The following is a 20,757-nucleotide window of genomic DNA, read 5'->3' on the forward strand; positions in this document are numbered from 1 at the left end:
AGCTACGTCAGTGCGACCGGGTCGCGGCGAGGTCGGCGAAGTATTCCTGGCGCTGGTCCGCCGTGAGGTGGCAGGCGGCACCGCGCCCGTCCGTGACCTGGAGGAGCGGCTGCTCGGTGGAGCAGAGCCCGCCCTCGACCTTCTCCTTGAAGGTGCACCGCGGGTGGAAGCGGCAGCCGGACGGAGGGTTCAGCAGCGACGGCGGCGAACCGGGGATCGGCGACAGCGGTACGTCGACCGGTCCGTCCAGGCTCGGCATCGAGCCCAGCAGACCCCAGGTGTACGGGTGCTGCGGCGCCCGCAGCACCTCCTTCTTGGTCCCGCGCTCCACGCACCGGCCGCCGTACATCACGAGTACGTCGTCCGCGATGTCGGCGATGACACCGAGGTCGTGGGTGATGAAGATGATCGCGGTGCCGAACTCCTGCTGGAGGTCCTTCAGCAGGTCCATGATCTGCGCCTGCACGGTCACGTCGAGCGCGGTGGTCGGCTCGTCCGCGATGAGCAGCTCGGGGTCGCAGACCAGCGCCATGGCGATCATCGCGCGCTGGCGCATACCGCCGGAGAACTGGTGCGGGTAGTCGTCCACACGCACGTCGGGCTGCGGGATGCCCACCCGGCGCAGCATCTCGATCGCCCGCTCCCGGGCCTCCTTCTTGGAGGCGCCGGTGTGCTTGCGGTACGTCTCGCCGATCTGCTTGCCGATGGTGTGGTACGGCGACAGCGAGGCCAGCGCGTCCTGGAAGATCATCGACATCTTGTTGCCGCGGAGCCGCTCCATCTCCCGCTCGGAGGCGGTCAGCAGCTCCTTGCCGTCGAGCAGGATCTCGCCGTCGATGGCGGTGCGGTCGCGGTCGTGCAGGCCGAGGATCGTCAGGTTCGTGACGGACTTGCCGGAGCCCGACTCGCCCACGATGCCGAGCGTCTTGCCCTTGGCCAGGTCGAAGGTGAGACCGTCGACGGCCTTGACGACGCCGTCTTCGGTGGAGAAGTGGACCTTCAGATCCCTGACGGACAGGAAGGGCTGCTGATCGGTGCTCGTCACGGGGACGCTCCTGAGGGGGGTGATGCCGGGGTTGCTGTCGGGGGCGGGGTGCCCGGGGTCAGGCGAGCCGGATCCGCGGGTCGATGAGGGCGTACACGGCGTCGACGATGATGTTGAAGAACACGATCGCGCCGGCGGACAGGATGGTGACGCCGAGCAGCATGGGCAGGTCGCTCTTGCTCACGGAGTCCACCGCGAGGCGGCCGATGCCCTGGATGCTGAAGACGGACTCGGTGATGATCGCGCCACCGATCAGGGTGCCCAGGTCGATGCCGAAGACGGTGACGATGGGGCCCATCGCGCCGCGCCAGGCGAACCGGAAGAAGACGTTCCTGCGGGACAGCCCCTTGGCCCGGGCGGTGCGGACGTAGTCCTCGCTGAGCTGCTCGACGAGCTGCGAGCGGGTCATACGCGTGTAGTTGGCGGTGAAGATGATCGCCAGCGTCAGCCACGGCAGCAGCATCCCGGAGAGCCAGCCGACCGGGTCCTCGGTGAGCGGCGTGTACGAGGGCTGCGAGAACAGGTGGATCTTGGAGACCAGGAAGAACATCGCGACGTAGCCGACGAAGTAGATCTGGAGCGAGGAGCCGAACAGCGAGGCGGAGCTGGCGAACTTGTCCAGGAACCGGCCCTGCTTGACGGCGGCCAGCATGCCGGCGCCGATGCCGAAGACCAGGAAGACGACGGCCGCACCGAACGCCAGGGAGAGCGTCGTCGGCAGGCGGTCCAGGATCGTGCCGAGGACCGGCTCGCGGTTGGCGAAGGAGTAACCGAGGCACGGGGCGTTGCAGTTGCCGAAGCTGCCGTACTCGCGCCCGACGAACACGCCCTTGAGCCAGTCCCAGTACTGCACGGGGATCGGGTGGTCGATGCCCAGGTTGTGCCGGATCTGCTTGAGCATGTCGGGCGTGCAGTTCTTGCCGCACGACATCATCGCCGGGTCACGCGGGATGGCGTAGAACAGCCAGAAGGTGATGGCGCTGATGATCAGCAGGATGACCAGCGCGCCGAGGACTCGGCGGATGAGAAAGCGGGACATGGGGGCGTGACTTTCCGGACGGGGCGCCGTCGCCGGGGGCGTGAAGGGGGGTGGGCCTGAGGGGGCGGCCGGGCGAACGGCCGCCCCCTTGGGTCGTACGGCTTACTTCATCGCGTAGAGCTTGGTGAGCGCGATGCAGGTGTTGCCGCTGTCGTAGATGACGTTTCCGACCTTGGATCCGTACATCCAGTTGCGGATCGAGTGGTAGTCCGGGACCACGGCGGACGTCTCCATGATCTGGCGGTCCACGGCGCCCCAGGCCTTGTTCGCGGCCTCGGTGTCCGTGATCTTGGCGGCGGCGTCGATCGCCTTGTTGATGCTCGGGTCGTTCAGCTGCGCGTAGTTGCTGCGGCCGTCGCCGATGTTCTTGCCGCTCCAGCAGGGGTAGAAGACGGAGTAGCCGTTCGGCCAGTCCGGGCTCCAGCCCGCGGCGAACAGGTCGAAGTCGTTGTCGATCTTGCCGATCTGGGTGTAGAAGGTCGACTTGTCGATCTGCTTGTTGACGACCTGGAAGCCGGCGGCCTCCAGAGCGTTCTTGATCGCCACGGCCTGCTTCTGGGCGTTGTCGGACTGCTGGTACGCGATGACCAGCTTCTGGCCGACCTTGCCGGCCTCCTTCAGGAGCGCCTTGGCCTTGGCCGGGTCGCCACCGGGCTTCTTGGTCACGCCGTACAGGTCGAACTTCTGGTAACCCGGGGTCACGGGCGAGAGGACCGTGGTGGCCAGCTCGCTGGTGGAGGCGCCACCGCGGATCGTCTGCAGCTGCTGGTGCGGCCAGGCCCAGTTGATGGCCTGACGGACCTTGACGTCCTTGACGCGGGTCATGTTGATCGGCCAGTAGTACGTGACCGTGTCGACCTCGGTGAGGACGCGCTTCTTCAGCTTGGCGTTGGTGAGCACCTGGGCGATGCGCTCGGCCGCGACCTCGTTGAAGATGGCCATGGCGTGCTGGTCCTTGCCGGAGTCCGCGATGAAGCGGTCCGTGGCAGCCAGCGGCTGGAAGCCGAACTGGAAGACGAACTGGTCCGGGTAGTTGTTGCGGATCGAGTCCGTCGCCGGGTCCCAGTGCTCGTTGCGCACGTAGGTGAGCGACTTGCCGATGCTGCGGCTGCCGATCTTGTACGGGCCGGAGGAGAAGGGACGCTTGTCGTACTTCTCCTTCGTGTCGTGCTTCTTGTTCACCAGGCCGTAGCCGGGCATGGCGAGCGTGAAGTTGAAGTCGGCACGCGCCTCGTTGAGGTGGAACGTGACCGTCTTGCCGTCGATCTCGATGGAGTCGAGCTTCTTGCCGCTGTAGGGGCCCTTGTACTTGTCGCCGCCGACCAGCCACTGCTGGACGTAGCGGGGACCCTCGGTGACGAAGGAGGCGAAGAGGCGCTCGAAGGTGTGGCGGAGGTCGTCACCCGTGATGTCCGAGCCGTCCTCCCACTTCAGACCGTCCTTCAGCGTGAAGGTCCAGGTCTTGCCGCCGTCCTTCGTGGTGCCGGCGTCCGTGGCCGCGTCACCGACGAGGGTGGCGCCACCCTTGTTGTCGATCTTGTAGCCGGTGAGCCCACGCAGGATCGGCCGGGTGATGGCGCCCTCGGTCGAGACGTAGATCTGGGCCGGGTCCATGTGGTCCATGTCGAACTGGTCGAGCGAGTAGATCGTCCCGCCCTTGACCGCTCCCGGGACCTCCGGCGCGGGGCCGGTGGAGTCGGCCTTCGTGCCGACCAGGATCGCCTGGGTCTTGGAGCCGCTGACCGAGGGGACCTTGCGGCTCGACTTGTTGTCGCTGCCGCCGCCACAGGCGGTCAGCACGGACGACGAGGCCGCGACCACGCCGGTGGCGATCAGGAAGTTTCTACGGGAGAAAGACATGGAGAATCCTGCCTTATAGGGACGATCGAGACGGATGATCCGGCCGCACGACACTGAACCGGCCGGGTGGAGCTGTGGTGGCTACCGCTTGGACTTCGGGTCGAGCGCGTCGCGCACCGAATCGCCGAGCAGGTTGAAGGCGAGGACGAAGATCACCATGGACAGGCCCGGGAAGAGCATGAAGGTGAGGTCCTCGGTGTAGAACTGGGCGCCGCGCTGGATCATGACGCCCCAGTCCGGGGTCGGGTCGATGATGCCGACGCCGAGGAAGGCCAGGCCCGCCTCCGCGGTCACGTACGCCGGGAGCATCAGGGTGGACTGGATGATGATCGGAGTCCACAGGTTGGGCAGCAGTTCCTTGAACACGATCCGCCGCGAGGAGGCGCCGGTGACCTTGGCGGCCTCGATGTACTCGCGTTCACGGAGGCCGAGGACCTGGCCGCGCAGCAGACGCGCGATGGAGGCCCAGCCGAAGCCGGAGAGGACCACGATCAGGGAGATGGCCCGCAGCGAGGTGGGGATGTTGTCGTCGGGGGCGACGAAGAGCCCGTAGACCACCGGCATGAAGGCGATGAAGAACAGGGTCGAGGGGAACGACAGCAGGATGTCGATGACCCGGCCGACGAAGTAGTCGGTGCGCCCGCCGAGGTAGCCCGCGGTGACGCCGACGATCACGCCGACGATCGTGGTCACCAGGGTCGCCGCGACGGCGATGCCCAGGGAGGTGCGGATGCCGTAGAGCAGGAAGGTGAAGACGTCCCGGCCCAGCTGGGGCTCGATGCCGAACCAGAACTCCGAGCTCATTCCGCCGTTGGCGCCGGCCGGGTAGGAGAAGGCGTCGAGGAGTTCCGGGCGCTCGCTCGCGTAGGTCGTGTACGGGTTCTTCCCGTACAGCTTGGCTATGAGCGGGGCCAGAATCGCGATCGCAAAGAAAAAGATCACGATGTACGCGGATATGACACCGGTGCGGTCACGCTTGAACCGCTTCCAGGCGAGTCGTCCCGGGGAGCGACTCTCCGAGCCCTTGGGGTTCATGGACGAATCCGGGATCGATCCGATCTCGTCGGTCACCTCAAGCGATGCGGCCGCGGAAGGAGTGGGGAGTGTCATGGTGCTCCATGCCCGATGGGGTCAACGGCATCCGCAGGGCGCTCCCTACGGGCTACGCCGGACTTTTTCAACGCAATTCATGCAAGGTCAATAAAATCTCGGTCGCCTTGGGTTTCTCTTTACTCTCTTTACTTCCACTTGACCGGAACGTAACTACGCGGGTAGCGCACTGTGGCCGTTCCGTGTCCAGATTCGGACCAACTGCGCGAAACGGTCAATGAGTTCGATAACCGGACGGTGGAGTCTCGGAATGCGTACATCTGGTGCGCGCAAATGAACGGTTCGGCATCGAACGGTGTAGATCCATTGCGCTGATCTTCAAGATCCTTTGCTGGATCTTTCTGACGCCGCGTCCGGAGCGCCTCCTCCCGGAATCGGTCCAGATCCGTCCGGATCGATCCATCCGGATGGAGTTGCCACCCGGAAGGGTGGAGTGAATGTGCGATACGGCTCATATGGACAGATATTGGGCCGTAAAGGCACGACGCACCGGAGCCGAGCACGACCCCGGCGCCGGCGGCACAGCGCACTCTTGAGGAGGCACTCCATGCGTGGAGCCACGCACGCCAGATGGGCCGCATGTGCGGTGGTGGTAGCCCTCGCGGCGACCGCCTGCGGGGGCGGAGGGAGTGACAGCGGCGGCGGCGACGGCTCCGGCACGGTCAGTTCTTCCTGGGGCGACCCGCAGAACCCGCTCGAACCGGCCAACACCAACGAGGTGCAGGGCGGCAAGGTCCTCGACATGATCTTCCGCGGGCTGAAGCGGTACAACGCCAAGACCGGCGCCGCCGAGGACATGCTCGCCGACAAGATCGAGACCACGGATTCGCAGAACTTCACGATCACGATCAAGAGCGGCTGGAAGTTCAGCAACGGCGAGACGGTCACCGCCCAGTCCTTCGTGGACGCCTGGAACTACGGCGCCAGCCTGAAGAACAACCAGAAGAACGCGTACTTCTTCGGCTACATCGACGGCTACGACAAGGTCCACCCCGAGTCGGGCAGCCAGAGCGCCGACACGCTCTCCGGGCTGAAGGTGACCGGCACGAACACCTTCACCGTCAAGCTCAACCAGAAGTTCTCGACGTTCCCGGACACCCTCGGTTACGCGGCCTACTCGCCGCTGCCCAAGGCGTTCTTCGACGACCACGCGGCCTGGGTGCAGAAGCCGGTCGGCAACGGCCCCTACACGATCAGCTCGTACACCAAGGGCTCGCAGATGTCCCTGGTGAAGTGGGACGACTACTCCGGGGACGACAAGGCGCAGAACGGCGGAGTGGACCTCAAGGTCTACACGGACAACAACACCGCCTACAACGACCTCCTCGCCGGCAACCTCGACCTCGTCGACGACGTGCCCGCGGCCCAGCTCAAGAACGCCAAGAGCGACCTGTCCGGCCGGTACATCAACACCCCGGCCGGCATCATCCAGACGCTCGCCTTCCCCTTCTACGACCCGAAGTGGAACACCAGCGGCGCGAAGAAGGTCCGGCAGGGTCTGTCCATGGCGATCAACCGCCAGCAGATCACCGACACGATCTTCCAGAAGACCCGCACCCCCGCCAGCGACTGGACGTCACCGGTGCTCGGCGAGAAGGGCGGCTTCCAGAAGGGCCTGTGCGGCGACTCCTGCGACTACAACCCGTCCCAGGCCAAGAAGCTGGTCCAGGAGGGCGGCGGCCTGCCCGGCGGCCAGGTCAAGATCAGCTACAACGCGGACACCGGCTCCCACAAGGAGTGGGTCGACGCCGTCTGCAACTCCATCAACAACGCCCTCGGCAACAACAAGGCGTGCGTCGGCAACCCGATCGGCACCTTCGCCGACTTCCGCAACCAGATCGGGCAGCACAAGATGCCCGGTCCGTTCCGGGCCGGCTGGCAGATGGACTACCCGCTGATCCAGAACTTCCTGCAGCCGCTGTACTACACGAACGCCTCGTCCAACGACGGCCAGTGGACCAACAAGGACTTCGACAACCTCGTCAACCAGGCGAACGCGGAGACCGACACCGGCAAGGCCGTCAAGCTCTTCCAGCAGGCCGAAGGCGTCGTGCGGGACAACATGGCCGCCATCCCGCTCTGGTACCAGAACGGCAGCGCCGGCTACTCGGACAAGGTCTCGAACGTGGCGCTCAACCAGTTCAGCGTCCCGGTCTACAACGAGATCACCGTCAACTGAGCCGCCCGGGGCGGGCCCGCCGCGCGGGCCCGCCCCACTACTTCCGGAGCACTCATGGGACGGTATGTCATCCGGCGCTTGCTGCAGATGATCCCGGTCTTCATCGGCGCCACACTGCTCATCTTCCTGATGGTCAACGTGATGGGCGACCCCATCGCGGGCCTGTGCGGCGACCGGCAGTGCGACCCCGCCACGGCCGCCCAGCTGCGTACGGAGTTCGGCCTCGACAAGCCCCTGTGGCAGCAGTACCTGACCTACCTGGGCAACATCTTCACCGGCGACTTCGGCACCGCGTTCAACGGACAGCCCGTCACCGAGCTGATGAAGTCTGCCTTCCCGGTCACCATCCGGCTGACGATCGTCGCGATCCTCTTCGAGATCATCATCGGCATCACGCTCGGCGTCATCACCGGCCTGCGCCGCGGCCGGCCCGTCGACACCGGCGTCCTGCTGCTGACCCTCGTCGTCATCTCCGTGCCGACCTTCGTCACCGGCCTGCTGCTCCAGCTGCTCCTCGGTGTCGAATGGGGCTGGATCAAGCCGTCGGTCTCCCCGGAGGCCACCTTCGGCGAGCTGATCGTGCCGGGCCTGGTACTCGCGTCGGTGTCCCTCGCCTACGTGACCCGGCTGACACGGACCTCCATCGCGGAGAACAGGCGGTCCGACTACGTCCGCACGGCGGTCGCCAAGGGCCTGCCCCGGCGCCGGGTCACCATCCGGCACCTGCTGCGCAACTCGCTGATCCCCGTGGTCACGTTCATCGGCACCGACATCGGCGCGCTGATGGGCGGCGCGATCGTCACCGAGCGGATCTTCAACATCCACGGTGTCGGCTACCAGCTCTACCAGGGGATCGTCCGTCAGAGCACCCAGACCGTCGTCGGCTTCGTGACCGTGCTCGTCCTCGTCTTCCTGGTCGCCAACCTCCTCGTCGACCTCCTGTACGCCGTACTCGACCCGAGGATCCGCTATGCCTGAGCAGCCGCCGTACGAGGAACAGCCGCACCACGGCCCCGAGGGCCCTCCCAAGGAGGACCTCGCCATGGCCGGGACGGGCTTCGGCGGCCCGATGGATCTGGGGTCGAGCGAGGCCGAGACGCTGGAGCGGACCCCCGGCGGCCCCGAGGGGACCGGGCCGGCGGAGAAGCCGCGCTCCCTGTGGTCGGACGCCTGGCGGGACCTGCGCCGCAACCCCGTCTTCATCATCTCCGCGCTCGTGATCCTCTTCCTGGTCGTCATCTCCATCTGGCCCGGACTGATCACCTCCCAGAGCCCGCTCCAGTGCGACCTCGCCAAGGCGCAGGAGGGCTCCCAGCCCGGACATCCCTTCGGCTTCGACGGCCAGGGCTGCGACGTCTACACCCGGACGGTCTACGGCACCCGGATCTCCATCAGTGTCGGTGTGCTCGCCACGCTCGGGGTCGCGATCCTCGGCTCGCTGCTCGGTGGGCTCGCGGGCTTCTACGGCGGGATCAGCGACTCCCTGCTCTCCCGGCTCACCGACATCTTCTTCGCCATCCCCGTCGTCCTCGGCGGCCTGGTCCTGCTGTCCGTGGTGACCAGCAACACGATCTGGCCGGTGGTCGGCTTCATGGTGCTGCTCGGCTGGCCGCAGATCTCCCGTATCGCGCGCGGCTCCGTCATCACCACCAAGCAGAACGACTACGTCCAGGCGGCTCGCGCCCTCGGTGCCTCCAACTCCCGTCTGATGCTGCGGCACATCACCCCGAACGCGGTCGCCCCCGTCATCGTCGTGGCGACCATCGCACTCGGTACGTACATCTCCCTGGAGGCGACCCTGTCGTACCTGGGCGTCGGTCTGAAGCCCCCCACGGTCAGCTGGGGGATCGACATCTCCTCCGCCTCCGCGTACATCCGCCAGGCCCCGCACATGCTGCTGTGGCCGGCCGGCGCGCTCGCGATCACCGTGCTCGCGTTCATCATGCTCGGCGACGCGGTGCGCGACGCCCTCGACCCGAAGCTGAGGTGACCGACGTGCTGCTCGAAGTGCGCGACCTGCACGTGGAGTTCCGGACCCGGGACGGAGTCGCCAAGGCCGTCAACGGCGTCAACTACAGCGTCGACGAGGGCGAGACGCTCGCCGTCCTCGGCGAGTCCGGCTCCGGCAAGTCGGTGACCGCCCAGGCCATCATGGGCATCCTCGACACACCACCCGGGAAGATCACCGGCGGCGAGATCCTTTTCCAGGGCCGCGACCTGCTGAAGCTCAAGGAGGAGGAGCGGCGCAAGGTGCGGGGCGCCGAGATGGCGATGATCTTCCAGGACGCGTTGTCGTCCCTGAACCCCGTACTCAGCGTCGGCGAACAGCTCGGCGAGATGTTCACCGTGCACCGCGGGATGTCCCGCAAGGAGGCCCGCACCAAGGCGATCGAGCTGATGGAGCGGGTGCGTATCCCGGCCGCCGCCGAGCGCGTGCGCGACTATCCGCACCAGTTCTCCGGCGGTATGCGCCAGCGCATCATGATCGCCATGGCGCTGGCCCTGGAGCCCGCCCTGATCATCGCGGACGAGCCGACCACCGCGCTCGACGTCACCGTGCAGGCCCAGGTGATGGACCTGCTCGCGGAGCTCCAGCGCGAACTCGGCATGGGACTCATCCTCATCACCCACGACCTCGGGGTGGTCGCGGACGTCGCCGACCGGATCGCCGTGATGTACGCCGGACGGATCGTCGAGACGGCACCGGTCCACGACATCTACAAGGCCCCCGCCCACCCCTACACGAAGGGGCTGCTGGACTCGATCCCGCGCCTCGACCAGAAGGGGTCCGAGCTCTACGCGATCAAGGGGCTGCCGCCCAACCTGATGCACATCCCGCCGGGCTGCGCCTTCAACCCGCGCTGTCCGATGGCCCAGGACATCTGCCGCACCGAGGTGCCGCCGCTCGCGGAGGTCGACGCGGACCGCGGGAGCGCCTGCTTCTTCTGGAGGGAATGCCTCGATGGCACAGACAGCCACTGAACCCCTGCTGGAGGTCAGCGGGCTGGTCAAGCACTACCCGCTCACCCAGGGAATCCTGTTCCGGAAGCAGGTCGGCGCGGTCAAGGCCGTCGACGGGGTGGACTTCGCCCTCGGACGCGGCGAGACCCTCGGCATCGTCGGCGAGTCCGGCTGCGGCAAGTCGACGGTCGCCAAGATGCTGGTCAACCTGGAGAAGCCGACCGGCGGAACGATCAAGTACAAGGGCGAGGACATCACCCGGCTGTCCGGCCGGGCGCTCAAGGCCGTGCGCCGCAACATCCAGATGGTCTTCCAGGACCCGTACACCTCGCTCAACCCCCGGATGACCGTCGGCGACATCATCGGGGAGCCCTACGAGATCCATCCCGAGGTGGCTCCGAAGGGCGACCGCAGGAAGCGGGTCCAGGACCTGCTGGACGTGGTCGGGCTCAACCCCGAGTACATCAACCGCTATCCGCACCAGTTCTCCGGCGGTCAGCGCCAGCGCATCGGCATCGCCCGCGGCCTCGCGCTGCGGCCCGAGATCATCGTCGCCGACGAACCCGTCTCCGCGCTCGACGTCTCCGTGCAGGCCCAGGTCATCAACCTGCTGGAGAAGCTCCAGGACGAGTTCGACCTCAGCTACGTGTTCATCGCGCACGACCTGTCGATCGTCCGGCACATCTCCGACCGGGTCGGGGTGATGTACCTCGGACGCATCGTCGAGACCGGCAGGGACGCCGAGATCTACGACCATCCGACGCACCCCTACACCCAGGCACTGCTCTCCGCCGTGCCCCTGCCGGACCCCGAGGCCCGGGAGCACCGGGAGCGGATCATCCTCTCCGGGGACGTGCCCTCACCCGCGAACATCCCCTCGGGCTGCCGGTTCCGCACCCGCTGCTGGAAGGCGCAGGAGCGCTGCGCGCTGGAGGTGCCGCTGCTCGCGGTGCCGGCCGTGTTCCGGATCGGTGACAGTCCGGCCGCCCACGACTCCGCCTGCCACTTCGCCGAGGAGAAGCAGGTCGTCCCGCCGGAAGAGCCTCCCGGCGGGGCCGCATAACCGTACAAAGGTGAGCGAACGTCGTTAACACGCAGGCAACTTGGCGGAAGCGGTACCGATATACGGACACGCCAAGGTGAACACCGTACGGCCGTGCGGGTGCCGTAAACGAGCCGGGGTGCGCCATGTCACCCCGGCTCGTTGCCGCCTAGGCCGGGGTCGCGCCGGGCGGGGTGAGTCCCAGTGAGCGCTTCAGGAAGTCCACCTGGAGGAGGAGCAGGTTCTCCGCCACCGTTTCCTGCGGGGTCATGTGGGTGACGCCCGACAGCGGGAGTACCTCGTGCGGGCGGCCGGCGGCCAGCAGGGCGGAGGACAGCCGGAGGGTGTGCGCCGCCACCACGTTGTCGTCCGCGAGCCCGTGCACGAGCATCAGGGGCCGGTGCGGTGCGGCGGGCGCGGACAGCCCCTCGTCGGTCACGAGCGAACTCCCCGCGTAGACCGCCGCGTTCGTGGCCGGATCGCCGAGGTACCGCTCCGTGTAGTGGGTGTCGTACAGCCGCCAGTCGGTGACGGGCGCGCCCGCGATACCCGCGTGGAAGACGTCGGGGCGGCGCAGCACGGCGAGCCCCGCGAGCCAGCCGCCGTAGGACCAGCCGCGGATCGCGACCCGTGACAGGTCCAGCGGGAACCGTTCCGCGAGCGCGTGCAGCGCCTCGACCTGGTCGTCGAGCGTGACCGTGAAGTCGTCGCGGATCGCCTTCTCCCAGGCGGGGGAGCGCCCCGGGGTGCCGCGCCCGTCCGCGACGACCACGGCGAATCCCTGGTCGGCGAACCACTGCGAGGTGAGGTGGGCGTTGTGCGCGGCCAGCACCCGGGGGCCGTGCGGGCCGCCGTACGGGTCCAGCAGGACCGGCAGGGGATTGTCGCCGTCGTAGTCGTTCGGCATAAGCACGGCGCATGGGATTTTCCGTGCGCCCCCCTGTGTGAGTGTCACGCGCGGGGACAAACCGGGGTGTTCGGCGTGAGACGTGATGGTCGTCGTGCTCTTGGCGCCGCGCAGCACCTGCACCTGGGTGCCCGGCCGGTCGAGTGCCGACGACACGAGCACGGTCACGCCCCCGGCGCGAACCGCCGAGTGCACGCCGGGCTCCTGTGAGAGGCGCTCCACCCCCAGCTCGTTGACGCGGTACACGTGCACCTCGCCGGTCTCCGGCAGGGCCGCCGCCTCGCCCGCCGACGCCGCGACCAGCACGTCGTCGGCCGACACGTCGAGCACCGCCCGGACGTGCAACTGCGCGCCGGTCAGCGGCCGTTCGCCGAACGCCAGGACCCGCGCGCCCCCCTCGTCGGCGATCCGCACGAGCTGTCCACCGGGGCTCCAGCACGGCACCCCGGGGAAAAGATCAAGCCAAGTTGGATCTTCGTCCGCGTGCACCATCCGCGTCGAACCGGAGTCCGGATCCACGGCCAGGTAGAGCTGACTGCGCTGGTCCCGCGCCTGCACGAGGATCAACGGCGCACCCGCCGCTGACCAGTGCGCATGCGCCAGATACGGATACCGCGCCCGGTCCCACGAGACCTCCGTGCGTGCCCCGTCCACCCCGACCACGAAGAGCCGCACCTCCGCGTTGGCGCCGCCCGCCGACGGATACGCCACCCGCTGCGGCTCGCTCTCCGGACGCGCCGGATCGGAGATCCACCAGCGCCGCACGGGGGAGTCGTCGACCCGTGCGACCAGCAGGCTGTCGCTCTCGGGCGACCACCAGAAGCCGCGGGAACGCCCCATCTCCTCGGCTGCGATGAACTCCGCCAGACCGTACGAAACCGACCCTTCTCCGGCCGGCGACTCCGGCTCGGCGAGCGCGCGGTCTCCCTCGCCGTCCGCCCCGACGACCCGCAGGGCGCCCCCGGCGACGTACGCCACGAGCCGTCCGTCGGGCGACGGCCGCGGGTCGATCACCGGCCCGGGGACGCGGAGTTCCCGTGCCGTCCCCGCCCGCAGCTCCGCCGTGAACAGCCGCCCCGAAAGAGTGAAAGACGCCAGCTCGACGGCTGTGTCGGTGGCATATCCGACGATCCCCGCACCGCCCTCGCGGCTGCGTTCGCGGCGCGCCCGCTCCGCCGCCGGGAGCCGCTCCGTGGCGCCCCCGAGGAGCGCGGCGGGGTCGGCGGCCGGCCGCTCCCGGTTCTCCGCCACGTCGAGAACCCACAGCTGGTTCGCCCGGTCCGTACCGGACGAGGACCGCAGGAACACCACGCGGGAACCGTCCGGCGCCACGGTGAACGCCCGTGGTGCACCGGAGGTGAACCGCTGCGTCCGGGCGGACCGGCGGGGGAAGGACAGAGGCTCGTTCGTCATGCCCCGACCATATTGGCCATGCGCCCCCTTGTGCGGCCGTGCGCCGATCGATGCGCGCGTACGGATAGTTATGATCACTAGCGCTGCGTGGGTAAGAACCTGCTGGCTGCTGGAACGACGTACCCGACCCCGTACGAGCCCGTACGGGGATCTGTATGTCACCCGTACAACCCCCCTGGTCCCTGGGAACTTTGGAGGTGAGCCGCCGTGGCACTTTCGATTTCGGCGGTGGTGCTGCTGGCGATCATCGTCTTCATCCTGGTGAAGAAGTCAGGACTGAAGGCCGTTCACGCCTTGGTGTGTGTCCTGCTCGGGTTCTACCTCGCCTCCTCGACGATCGCGCCCACGATCAACGATCTGACGACGAACATCGCGGGGATGATCGGCAGCATCAAGTTCTGACCGGTCAGCCCCCGGACGCGAACGACACGAAGTCGGCCCAGGCTCCCGGCGTCACGGCGAGCCGGGGGCCGGCGGCGTTCTTGGAGTCGCGGACGAGGACTGCGCCGGGGGTGGTGGCGACCTCGATGCAGGAATTCCCGTCGGGGCCGTCGCTGTAGCTGCTCTTGAACCACGCCAGTTCGGAGACATCCTGGGCTGAGGTGGTGCGGATCATGTTTCTCCCAGCACTTGCTCGATGAAGGCCAGCGACTCCCGAGGCGTGAGTGCCTGGGCCCGGATGGTGCCATACCGCAGCTCAAGGATCCTGAGCTGTTTCGGATCCGAGATCGGTCGACCGCTGTACGCCCCGTCGGAGCGGCCGACCGCGGTACCGTCCGCAAACTTCAGCACTTCGATCTTTCCGCTCAGTCCGGGATGGGCGTCGGCGTTCGTCGGCATCACCTGGAGCGTGACATTGCGCAACTGGGCCACCTCCAGCAGATGTTCGAGCTGCTGATGCCACACCATTGTGCCTCCGACCGGACGGCGGAGGGTCGCCTCTTCCTGGACGAAGCAGAGACTCGGAGCGGGTACACGCTCGAAGATCGACTTCCTGGCGATACGGGCAGCGACCATCCGGTCCGCCTCTTCAGGCGTGTACGCCGGTTGCCATGCCTCGAACAGGGCTCGCGCGTGCGCAGGAGTCTGCAGTAGCCCGTGCAGGCTGAGCCCGACGTAGGCCCCGAGCTCGACTGCCTGGGCCTCCATGTTGGCCAGCTCCCGCACTTTGCGCGGATACCTGACCTTCGCCACGTCCTCCCGCATCGCCGAGAGCAGCCCACCCGCCCCCAGCACCTCGTCCGCCATGTCCAGGTACTCGGGGCGCGGGATCCTCTTCCCGCTCTCGATCTTGTAGACCATGTCCTCGCCGTACCCGACCGCCTCACCGAACTCGGCGGCCCGCATCCCCACCGCCTCGCGCCGCAGCCGCAGTTGCCGCCCGACGGTCGCGACGACCGCGACGCCCCAGTCGTCGTCCGGGTCCACCTCCCAGCCCGGCTCGTCCGCCTCGCTCTTGAGCCGCCTCACGTCGTCCACCGACATCCCGCACCCCTCCGCCGTACCGCTGAACCTCAACGCGCCCTACCCGTACGACGGTTCCGGACAGCCCGGACAGGACCGGACAAGCTCCGGACAGTCACCGTACGTACCGGCGTCGTCACTGTTCACGGTAGGTGCGCCCCGCCACGCTGAGTGACGTGAACCAAGAAATCGCCGACCCCGAGGTCCAGCTGTCGGGGACCGTCAGGAACTCCAGCGTTCTGCTGTCGCCGACCCCGCGCGGTGCCCGGCTCGCCCGGCTGCTCGCCACCGAGCAACTGCGCGCCTGGGGGCTGCCCCTGGACCGGGCGCCGCAGGTCGTCGCCGAGCTGGCGGCCAACGCGGCGACCCACGGCCGGGTGCCGGGGCGCGACTTCCGGCTCACGCTCTACGTCGTCGGCGGCACCCTGCGGATCGAGGTCACCGACACCCGGGGCGACCGGGTCCCGGAGATGCGGCACCCGGTGGGGGAGGCGGAGTCCGGCCGTGGGCTCGTCCTCGTCGACGCGCTGGCCGACCGCTGGGGGGTCGCGCCGGGGCCGCATCCGCGGAAGACCGTGTGGGCGGAGATCGGCCTGCCACCGGAACCCGTCCGTTCGTGCTGCGGTGCCGGGAACGGTCTTTCCCGAGGAACACAAAGGTGAAATGACCCGGCCAAGCCCCACCCCACCCGCTCCCGGCGACGCACTCACTCGCGCGAGTGAACATCACCGACTCGGCTGGATTCGTGGGCGGTTGGCTGCCCTACGCTCGGCGCAACACAACAGCAGACATGCGACGGCCCTCGCCGGGACGCCAATCCCAGTGCGAGGGCCTGACCACCGAGGAAGTAGGAGCTTCCCGATGGATACGCAGAACCCTAGCGCGCCCCCGCGCGCCCGGTCCCGGGTTGCCGCCAACGGCCATCCGAACCGGGGACCCGTCCGGGCCGGTGGTGTCATCCACGACAACACCCGCCACACCACCCGCTTCACGGTGATCGGCAATCACCTCGCCCAGCACCCGGAACTGTCCGGGCTCGCGATCGGACTCGGCGTCCACATCCAGTCCCTCCCCGCGGGCGCGCCCGTCGACATCAGGACCCTGACCGCCCGGTTCCCCGAGGGCGCGACCCGCATCGCGGCGGCCCTGCGCGAACTCGAGGCCCACGGCTACCTCCGCCGCACCCGCGAACGCGTCCCCGGCGGCCGGATCGTCACCCGTACGGTCTCCTGCAACCAGCCGGTTCGCGGAGGCGAGGCCCGCCCCGGGCCCCGGAGGGCGACAGAGGCCGCGCGGCGTGACGCGCGGGAGCAGCCGGTGCGTCAGGGCGGGTTCGGCCCCGAGGGCCCCGGTCGTGGCCGCACGGCGGCGGACCGGGGCCCGCACCCGGTCTCGTACGAGCCGGGTGAACGGCGCGAGGGGCGTACCGCCCGGGCGGCCCTCCCCGAGGTGCCTCGCCCGTCCTGCACCGCCCCCGACCTGCTGCGGACCGCCACCGACCTGCTCGCCGGCCTTCACCGACGCGACCCGCGCCTGCTGCTGTCGGGGGACGACACCGCCCACCTCGCCCCGGGTGTCGCCGCCTGGCTGGAGCGGGACGTCGACGCGGGTTCCGTGACCCTGGCCCTGACCAGGGACCTGCCGCCGGAGGGACTCAGGCGCCCGGCAGCGTTCCTGGCCCACCGCCTCACGGCGCACCTGCCTCCGCCCCCGCCGTTCCGCGCTCCCGCTCCACCACCGGACGTCCGGCACCGGCTCCAGAACTGCGACGGGTGCGACCGCGCCTTCAGAGCCCCCGAACCCGGCCGCTGCCGCGCCTGCACCCCCGCCGTCGGCAGCGCCGCCTGATGCCCGGCGCCCGGGGCTGCCCGAGCCCGCTCCGGCCGGTGCCTCGTACGCTGGCCCCATGACGGAACTGCCCGACCGGCGTCTGCTCCTGGTGCACGCGCACCCGGACGACGAGTCGATCAACAATGGCGCGACCATGGCCCGCTACGCGGCCGAGGGCGCCCATGTGACGCTGGTGACCTGCACCCTCGGCGAGGAGGGTGAGGTCATTCCGCCCGGACTCGCCCATCTCGCCGCCGACCGCGAGGGCGGACTCGGCGCGTTCCGCACCGGTGAGCTGAGCGCCGCCATGAAGCAGCTGGGCGTCCACGACCACCGCTTCCTCGGCGCCCCGGGGAGGTTCCGCGACTCCGGGATGATGGGCGTCGAGCAGAACCACCGGCCGGGCGCCTTCTGGTCCGCCGATCTGGACGAGGCCGCCGACAGCCTCGTGGAGGTCGTCCGTGAGGTGCGCCCCCAGGTGCTCGTCACCTACGACCCGGACGGGGGATACGGGCACCCGGACCACATCCAGGCGCACCGCGTCGCCACCCGCGCCGCCGAACTGGCCGCCGACCCCGCCCACCGGCCCGACCTCGGCGACGCCTGGCGGATCACCAAGACCTACTGGAACCGCATGCCGCGACCGGTCGCCGAGGAGGCCTTCGCCCGGCTGCGCGCGGCGCTCCCCGAGCTGCCGTTCGAGCGGGCCGCCGCCGTCGACGACGTACCGGGCGTGGTCGACGAGGCCACCGTCACCACCGAGATCGACGGAACCGCGTTCGCCGCAGCCAAGATCGCCGCGATGCGCGCGCACACCACCCAGATCACCGTGGACGGCCCGTGGTTCGCGCTCTCGAACGACCTGGCCCAGCCCCTCTTCACCACCGAGTACTACGAGTTGGTGAACGCGCCGCGCCCGGCCGTGCGGGAGAGGGACCTCTTCGAGGGGATCGCGGGGATCGACGGGACCGGGAGGGCAGCCCGGTGAGGGACGCACGAGTGACGAGCACGACCCGGCGAGGGACGGATCTGTGATGAGTACGACGGGACAGCGCGGCGGCGGAAGCATGCTCGCGCAGCCACTGACACGGCCCTCGGGCGGGCGCATCGCCGCCTACGCGGGGCTCTTCCTGCTCGGCGCGGTCGTCGGAGCCGCCGGGGCGCTGGTGCAGCCCGGCTGGTTCCCGCTCGGGCTGCTGCTCGCGCTGGCGGGCGCCGCCGGACTCTTCCTCGGCGGCTCCCGCGCCACCGGAACCCGCGCGGGAGCCGTCGCGCCCGCGGCCGGCTGGGTGCTCTCGGTCGTCCTGCTCACCGCCAGTCGCCCGGAGGGGGACTTCCTCTTCGGCGCCGGGATCGGTTCCTACCTCTTCCTCCTCGGAGGGATGGCCGTCGCTGTGATGTGCGCCACCCTGGGTCGAGGACGGCAACCGGGCGGCTCCGGTGCCCGACTTGGCAAGTGACGTACTACTTCGCCGTATCGGTCAGGTGCGGGTCGCGTGCGAGTTTCCCCATCGGGCGAGGTTTGCGCGCCGGACACGGCCAGTATGGTGGTGCGCGCCGCCGAGCTGCCCGAGATGAGGTCGAGGAAACGGGCGGCGGAGCCAACCGGGAGAACCTGCCTTGAGTCGTGAAACTGACAGTTCGTCCTCCGGGCCCAACGGGCGCGGTGGAGCCGCGTACCCGTCGGGGACGCCGCCGTACGGGACCCCCGCGGCTTCCGAGAGCGGTGCCGACGCGGGCCGTTCGGCCGCCGGCAAGCCGCCGGAGGAGCGCAAGACCGAGACCACCCTGACGACCCGGATCCGGATCAACATCCCCGGATCACGGCCCATCCCGCCCGTGGTCGTCCGTACACCCGTCGCGGACACCGACGCGCCCGCCGAGGGCGTCGACGGCCCGAACAGCGGTGCGGCACCGTCGTCCCGCGGTACGAGCGCGCCCACGGGTGCCTCCGCGGCGGTCACCACCACGGCCCCGTCCGTACCCGCTCCCGCACAGGCACCGCCCGGGGACCAGCCCGAAGGGCCGGAGGAGAAGACCAGCGACTGGTTCGCCCCCCGCAAGTCCGGTGCCCCCAAGGGCGGCCAGGGCGGCGGCTCGACCAACGGGGCCGGACTGCCCGGCGGTTCGGCTCCCGCCGGGCTCGCGGGCGCCGGCAGCCCCGCCGGTCAGGGTGGCGCTTCGGGCAACCGGCCCGGCACCGGACGGCCGACGCCGTCCGGCGGCGCGGGCCCGCTGGGCATCACCGGCGGGGTCCGCCCCGGCGGCACGAACGGCGGCGGCACGAACGGCGCCGGCCTGCCCGGTGCCACCGGCGCCGGACCCGTGGCTCCCGGCCACGGCGGCGGCACGGGGTCCTTCGACGTCTCCGGCGCGCTGCGCGACACCGGTTCGTTCCCGGCCGTCGGCTCGCACGGCGGACCGGGCGGTCAGGGCGAACCGCGCCGCGACGACCTCCCCTACTTCTCCGAGGGCGCCCAGGGCGGCCCGTCCGGCGCGACCGGCGGTCCCGTCACCGGTGACGGCCCGCTGCTTCCCCCGGCCGGCCCGGGCGTCGCTCCCGGCAGCCTCGCGGCGGCACCGGGCCACGGCTCCGGTCCCGGCAACCCGAACCCGAACCCCAACCCGGGCGCGGGACAGGGATATCCGGGCGGCGGCCTGAGCGGCGGTCTCAGCGACGACACCGCGATCCTCACCCCGCAGAAGCCGGCACCCGACCCGGGCCCCGGCGGCTACGGCGCTCCCGTGGACAACGTCTCCGGGCACACCCTGACCAGCGGCATCCCCGTCATCAACCCCGGCCAGAACTCGCCGTTCGGGCCCGGATCGCACCCCGACGGGCCGCTGCCGCACACCCCGCCGAAGCTGCCCGAGCCGGTCCAGCAGCCGCCCGCAGCGGCGAAGCAGACGAAGAAGAAAAAGGGCCGCAACAAGCCGGCGCTCCTCGGCGTCCTCGTCGTGGTCCTGGCCGGCGGCGCCTACGGCGCGGGCCTGCTGATGAACCACTCGGACGTCCCCAAGGGCACCACGGTGCTCGGCGTCGACATCGGCGGCGGCACCCGCGACGACGCCGTCAGGAAGCTCGACGACGCGTTCGGCGACCGTACGAACAAGGCGCTCAAGCTCTCCGTCGACGGGGACACGGTCTCCCTCAAGCCCGACCAGGCCGGACTCCAGCTCGACTCCCAGGCCACGGTGCGTGCCGCCGCGGGCAGCGACTACAACCCGGTCTCCGTGATCGGCTCGCTGTTCGGCCGGCAGCGCGTGGTCGAACCGAGCATGCCGGTCGACGAGGAGAAGCTCCAGGCCGCCCTGGAGCGCGCCGCGAGCGGTGCCGGTTCGGCGAGCGACGGCACGATCAAGTTCCAGCCGGGCAAGGCCGTTCCCGTCTACGGCAAGGCAGGCAAGGGCATCGACATCACGCCGTCGATACAGGCCGTCGAGGACGCCTACCGCGCCCAGGTGGAGACCAACGCGACCACCCCGGTGAAGGTGGCCACGACGACACGGCAGCCGACGGTGTCGAAGGACGCGGTGGACCAGAAGATGGCGTCGTTCGCGAAGCCGGCGATGTCGGCGAACATCACCGTCCGGACGGACGCCGCCCACACCATCTCCTTCAGCCCGCAGAACTCCATCTGGAAGTTCCTGAGCGTCCGGCCGGTCAACGGCAAGCTCGTCGAGCGGTACGACCTCAACGTGCTCAAGTCGCTGTACGGGGGCGCCTTCGACGGCGTCACGGTCACCAAGGGAGACGGCAGCAAGAAGCCCGTCAGCCCCCAGGAGGTGGCCTCCGCCGTCGGCCGGGCCCTGGTCGGCAAGACGGCCGCGGACCGCGTCGTGACCATCCCCACCGACCCCAGCTAGGGTCGGCCGCGGGGACGCGGGACAGCAGCGCGCCACGAGG

The 20,757-nt window shown here is 69.4% G+C and carries 18 protein-coding genes; 11 read left to right on the plus strand and 7 right to left on the minus strand.

The window, feature by feature from the left end; all coding sequences use genetic code 11:
- Window positions 1-7 precede the first annotated feature (7 nt).
- From B0675_RS14430 to B0675_RS14445, 4 genes are all read right to left on the minus strand, one after another.
- The gene (locus B0675_RS14430; RefSeq protein WP_081219210.1) at window positions 8-1,045 is read right to left on the minus strand and encodes an ABC transporter ATP-binding protein; all 1,038 of its coding nucleotides are present in this window, start codon (window positions 1,043-1,045) and stop codon (window positions 8-10) included.
- Between the two features lie 58 nt (window positions 1,046-1,103).
- Window positions 1,104-2,084, minus strand: a complete 981-nt coding sequence (locus tag B0675_RS14435; protein WP_081219212.1) for an ABC transporter permease — start codon at window positions 2,082-2,084, stop codon at window positions 1,104-1,106.
- 102 nt (window positions 2,085-2,186) lie between these two features.
- The gene (locus tag B0675_RS14440) at window positions 2,187-3,944 is read right to left on the minus strand and encodes an ABC transporter substrate-binding protein (RefSeq protein WP_081219213.1); all 1,758 of its coding nucleotides are present in this window, start codon (window positions 3,942-3,944) and stop codon (window positions 2,187-2,189) included.
- An 81-nt stretch (window positions 3,945-4,025) separates the two neighbouring features.
- Entirely contained in the window at window positions 4,026-5,054 is a 1,029-nt protein-coding gene (locus B0675_RS14445; protein WP_107482627.1) for an ABC transporter permease, read from the minus strand.
- 547 nt (window positions 5,055-5,601) lie between these two features.
- Here B0675_RS14445 and B0675_RS14450 point away from each other — a divergent pair.
- The 5 genes from B0675_RS14450 to B0675_RS14470 all read left to right on the plus strand — a co-directional run bounded on the left by B0675_RS14450 (window position 5,602) and on the right by B0675_RS14470 (window position 11,257).
- On the plus strand, window positions 5,602-7,233 hold the full coding sequence (locus B0675_RS14450; protein WP_081219217.1) for an ABC transporter substrate-binding protein: 1,632 nt from the start codon (window positions 5,602-5,604) through the stop codon (window positions 7,231-7,233).
- Between the two features lie 54 nt (window positions 7,234-7,287).
- Window positions 7,288-8,211, plus strand: coding sequence for an ABC transporter permease (locus B0675_RS14455; RefSeq protein ID WP_081219218.1), 924 nt, complete (start codon window positions 7,288-7,290; stop codon window positions 8,209-8,211).
- 64 nt (window positions 8,212-8,275) lie between these two features.
- On the plus strand, window positions 8,276-9,223 hold the full coding sequence (locus B0675_RS14460; RefSeq protein ID WP_241539940.1) for an ABC transporter permease: 948 nt from the start codon (window positions 8,276-8,278) through the stop codon (window positions 9,221-9,223).
- 5 nt (window positions 9,224-9,228) lie between these two features.
- A complete protein-coding gene (locus B0675_RS14465; RefSeq protein ID WP_081221790.1) occupies window positions 9,229-10,215 on the plus strand; it encodes an ABC transporter ATP-binding protein in 987 nt (328 codons plus the stop codon).
- Window positions 10,196-11,257 (plus strand): dipeptide ABC transporter ATP-binding protein, encoded by a 1,062-nt coding sequence (locus B0675_RS14470; RefSeq protein ID WP_081219223.1) that lies wholly within the window; start codon window positions 10,196-10,198, stop codon window positions 11,255-11,257. Before B0675_RS14465 ends, B0675_RS14470 begins: the two co-directional genes overlap by 20 nt.
- A 148-nt stretch (window positions 11,258-11,405) precedes the next feature.
- Here the strand turns inward: B0675_RS14470 and B0675_RS14475 are convergent, their stop codons facing one another.
- The gene (locus B0675_RS14475; RefSeq protein ID WP_081219225.1) at window positions 11,406-13,556 is read right to left on the minus strand and encodes a prolyl oligopeptidase family serine peptidase; all 2,151 of its coding nucleotides are present in this window, start codon (window positions 13,554-13,556) and stop codon (window positions 11,406-11,408) included.
- 207 nt (window positions 13,557-13,763) lie between these two features.
- On the opposite strand from B0675_RS14475, the gene B0675_RS14480 reads away from it, so the two are divergent.
- Complete coding sequence (locus B0675_RS14480; protein ID WP_081219228.1) at window positions 13,764-13,958, plus strand: hypothetical protein; 195 nt, start codon at window positions 13,764-13,766, stop codon at window positions 13,956-13,958.
- A 4-nt stretch (window positions 13,959-13,962) separates the two neighbouring features.
- Here B0675_RS14480 and B0675_RS14485 read toward each other — a convergent pair whose 3' ends face one another.
- Window positions 13,963-14,172 (minus strand): DUF397 domain-containing protein, encoded by a 210-nt coding sequence (locus B0675_RS14485; RefSeq protein ID WP_081219230.1) that lies wholly within the window; start codon window positions 14,170-14,172, stop codon window positions 13,963-13,965.
- Window positions 14,169-15,041, minus strand: coding sequence for a helix-turn-helix transcriptional regulator (locus B0675_RS14490; RefSeq protein ID WP_081219232.1), 873 nt, complete (start codon window positions 15,039-15,041; stop codon window positions 14,169-14,171). Before B0675_RS14490 ends, B0675_RS14485 begins: the two co-directional genes overlap by 4 nt.
- Window positions 15,042-15,196: 155 nt before the next feature.
- Here B0675_RS14490 and B0675_RS14495 point away from each other — a divergent pair, with 155 nt between their 5' ends.
- From B0675_RS14495 to B0675_RS14520, 5 genes are all read left to right on the plus strand, one after another.
- Entirely contained in the window at window positions 15,197-15,682 is a 486-nt protein-coding gene (locus B0675_RS14495) for an ATP-binding protein (RefSeq protein ID WP_081219234.1), read from the plus strand.
- A 199-nt stretch (window positions 15,683-15,881) separates the two neighbouring features.
- Window positions 15,882-16,868: a helix-turn-helix domain-containing protein gene (locus tag B0675_RS14500; RefSeq protein WP_081219236.1), complete on the plus strand. Its 987-nt coding sequence runs from the start codon at window positions 15,882-15,884 to the stop codon at window positions 16,866-16,868.
- Window positions 16,869-16,926: 58 nt separating this feature from the next.
- On the plus strand, window positions 16,927-17,838 hold the full coding sequence (mshB, locus tag B0675_RS14505; RefSeq protein WP_081219239.1) for an N-acetyl-1-D-myo-inositol-2-amino-2-deoxy-alpha-D-glucopyranoside deacetylase: 912 nt from the start codon (window positions 16,927-16,929) through the stop codon (window positions 17,836-17,838).
- A gap of 46 nt (window positions 17,839-17,884) precedes the next feature.
- Entirely contained in the window at window positions 17,885-18,310 is a 426-nt protein-coding gene (locus B0675_RS14510) for a DUF6113 family protein (RefSeq protein ID WP_081219241.1), read from the plus strand.
- Between the two features lie 160 nt (window positions 18,311-18,470).
- A complete protein-coding gene (locus B0675_RS14520; protein ID WP_179165296.1) occupies window positions 18,471-20,717 on the plus strand; it encodes a hypothetical protein in 2,247 nt (748 codons plus the stop codon).
- Window positions 20,718-20,757: the final 40 nt, after the last annotated feature.

Origin of the sequence: Streptomyces sp. M41(2017) (genome assembly GCF_002078175.1) — a bacterium.
GTDB lineage: Bacteria > Actinomycetota > Actinomycetes > Streptomycetales > Streptomycetaceae > Streptomyces.

Bases quoted from the DNA above. Each gene is read 5' to 3' on its own strand.
- B0675_RS14435 (WP_081219212.1), bottom strand. From the start codon at position 2,084: ATGTCCCGCTTTCTCATCCGCCGAGTCCTCGGCGCGCTGGTCATCCTG.
- B0675_RS14440 (WP_081219213.1), bottom strand. From the start codon at position 3,944: ATGTCTTTCTCCCGTAGAAACTTCCTGATCGCCACCGGCGTGGTCGCG.
- B0675_RS14445 (WP_107482627.1), bottom strand. From the start codon at position 5,054: ATGACACTCCCCACTCCTTCCGCGGCCGCATCGCTTGAGGTGACCGAC.
- B0675_RS14450 (WP_081219217.1), top strand. From the start codon at position 5,602: ATGCGTGGAGCCACGCACGCCAGATGGGCCGCATGTGCGGTGGTGGTA.
- B0675_RS14455 (WP_081219218.1), top strand. From the start codon at position 7,288: ATGGGACGGTATGTCATCCGGCGCTTGCTGCAGATGATCCCGGTCTTC.
- B0675_RS14460 (WP_241539940.1), top strand. From the start codon at position 8,276: ATGGCCGGGACGGGCTTCGGCGGCCCGATGGATCTGGGGTCGAGCGAG.
- B0675_RS14470 (WP_081219223.1), top strand. From the start codon at position 10,196: ATGGCACAGACAGCCACTGAACCCCTGCTGGAGGTCAGCGGGCTGGTC.
- B0675_RS14475 (WP_081219225.1), bottom strand. From the start codon at position 13,556: ATGACGAACGAGCCTCTGTCCTTCCCCCGCCGGTCCGCCCGGACGCAG.
- B0675_RS14485 (WP_081219230.1), bottom strand. From the start codon at position 14,172: ATGATCCGCACCACCTCAGCCCAGGATGTCTCCGAACTGGCGTGGTTC.
- B0675_RS14490 (WP_081219232.1), bottom strand. From the start codon at position 15,041: ATGTCGGTGGACGACGTGAGGCGGCTCAAGAGCGAGGCGGACGAGCCG.
- B0675_RS14500 (WP_081219236.1), top strand. From the start codon at position 15,882: ATGGATACGCAGAACCCTAGCGCGCCCCCGCGCGCCCGGTCCCGGGTT.
- mshB (WP_081219239.1), top strand. From the start codon at position 16,927: ATGACGGAACTGCCCGACCGGCGTCTGCTCCTGGTGCACGCGCACCCG.
- B0675_RS14510 (WP_081219241.1), top strand. From the start codon at position 17,885: ATGAGTACGACGGGACAGCGCGGCGGCGGAAGCATGCTCGCGCAGCCA.